At 75.3% G+C, this 2,161-nt stretch carries 1 protein-coding gene and 1 pseudogene; one reads left to right on the top strand and one right to left on the bottom strand.

The window, feature by feature from the left end; translation table 11 throughout:
* Positions 1 to 1,394 (bottom strand): serine/threonine-protein kinase (locus AB0J39_RS39290; RefSeq protein ID WP_363474269.1); only part of this gene is annotated, 1,394 nt, incomplete at its 3' end.
* A 291-nt stretch (positions 1,395 to 1,685) separates the two neighbouring features.
* Between AB0J39_RS39290 and AB0J39_RS39285 the strand changes: the two are divergent.
* Positions 1,686 to 2,161 (top strand): annotated as a pseudogene (locus AB0J39_RS39285) (hypothetical protein); the annotation flags it as partial.

The raw sequence follows: 2,161 nt of genomic DNA, 5'->3' as shown, positions 1-2,161 counted from the left end.
GTGGACGCGGCGTGCCACGCCGCCCCGCCCTGCCCCGGCGGCGCCGCGGGCGGCTCCTGCCGCAGCCCGGCGAGCCGGTCGCCGGCGTCGGCGATCCCGCGGTCCTCCCGCGCGACCGCACCGCCGGCCGTGCCGGCCGTGCCGGAGGTGACGGCGGGGGCGACCTTGGTGGTGCCGTCCTTGTCGTCCTTGCCGTCCTTCTCGTCCTTGCTGTCCTTGTCGTCCGCCGCCGGGTCGCCGTCGCCGGAGGGCGTCGTACGGGCGGGCGGGGCGGCCTGCACGCCGGTCTCCGGCATGGGCGCCGGGGCGTCCTCCTCCGCCCGAGGGGGCGCGGGGTCGTCCTGGACGACGGGGATGGGCGAGGTGATCTCACCGGGGCCCGCGGCCGCGTCGCCGGGCTCCACGGGCTCCGCGGGCTCCACGGGTGGCGCGGGCGGCGCGGGCGGCGCGGGACGCTCGGCGCGCCGCGCCGGGGACTCCGGCGGGGAGGAGGACACGGGCGGGTACGGCGCCGAGCCCCGGGGCGCCTTGCCCTCGGCCGCCGCTGCGGGCCGGGACGGCGGCGGGGCCGGCGGGGCCAGGTCTCGCGACGCCCGCTTGAGCAGACGGGTCAGCTCCTCGTAACCGGGCCGGTCCGCGGGCTCCTTGCCGAGCATCCGCAGCAGCACGGGACCGAGCGCGCCCGCGCGCCGCGGCGGGGCGGGGTCCTCGTTCAGCACGGCGTGCATGGTGGCCATCGCCATGCCGCGGTCGTGCGGGGGCTTGCCCTCGACCGCCGTGTAGAGCGTGGCGCCCAGCGACCACAGGTCCGACTCGCGCTGCGCGGCCTCGCCGCGGAGCCGTTCCGGGGCGATGAAGGCGGGAGTGCCGACCAGGCCGGTGCGGGTCATCGTGGAGTCGGCTTCGAGCCGGGCGATGCCGAAGTCGGTCAGGACCACCCGGCCGTCGTCGGTGAGCAGCACGTTCTCGGGTTTGACGTCGCGGTGCAGCACGCCCTGCCGATGCGCGGCGCGCAGCGCGTCCAGGATCTGCAGCCCGATCTCGACGGTCCGCTCGGGGGACAGCGGGCCGTCCTCCCTGATCACCTGCCCGAGCGAGCGGGACGGCACCAGCTGCATGATGATCCAGGGCCGGTCGTCCTCCTCGATCACGTCGTGGACGACCACCACGTTCGGGTGGGTGAGGCGCCCGGCGGCCCGGGCCTCGCGCATGGTCCGGCGGTTGAGGTCGCTGAGCTCGTCGCCCATGGCACTGTCGTAGCGGACCTCCTTCACCGCGACCGCGCGGTCCAGCAACTCGTCGTGGGCGCGCCAGACGACGCCCATGCCACCCCGGCCGATCGGCTCCACCAACTGGTACCGGCCTCCGACGAGCCGGCCTTCCGCACGCGACACTCGAACCCCTTCCTGGACTCATGAATCGTCCCACGGATGGCAAAGGGATCAACCGCGTCCATCGCCGACGATCCCGAAATCCGAGACAGATCGGTTCGAGTCGTGGCCCGTCGCTGCTAAGGTCCTAGTTATGGGTACGTACAGCTCGTTTACGAGGCCGGCTCCGGGAGGGCCGGTCGCGTGACGATGAGCTAGCGACCATCCGGAGCCGGCTTGAGGCAGGGACGCCAGCGTCTCTGCCTTTTTCGTTTCGCACGTCCGGTTTTCGCACGCGGCCACGGAGGAACCCACATGTCGAAGGCAGCCCAACTCGACCGCGACGCCGTGCGGATCGGTGATCTCGTGATCGGCGACGGGCTACCCGTGGTGGTCGTCGGCGGTCAGGACGCCCGCTGGCTGCGCCTGCGCGGCGACGGCGGCCCGCCCGGTGAGGTCGCGGTCGCCGAGGCCAGGGCGAGCTGGGCGGGCCCGCTGCTGGTGGAGCCCGCCTCGGTCGCCGACCTGCCCGCCGTGGCCCGGCACGCCGACGGAGTGGTGGCCGGGGCGGCCTGGGCGTGCGATCCCGGCCTCGTCCGCGCCGCGGCCCGGCTCGGGTTGCCCGTCGTCCTGCAGCGGGGCGTCGTGGGCGGGCGGACGGCGACACTGGAGGAGTGGCTGACCGCGGTGGACGACTGCGCCGCCGAGGGCAACGAGGCGATCGTGCTCTGCGAGAGCGGCGGGCGCGCGGAGCCGGAGGACGCCGCCCCCGACCTCGGGCTCATGCGCGC

The organism is Microbispora sp. NPDC049633 (assembly GCF_040675265.1).
Classification (GTDB): domain Bacteria; phylum Actinomycetota; class Actinomycetes; order Streptosporangiales; family Streptosporangiaceae; genus Microbispora; species Microbispora maris.
This window is presented reverse-complemented; position numbering and strand designations above follow the sequence as displayed.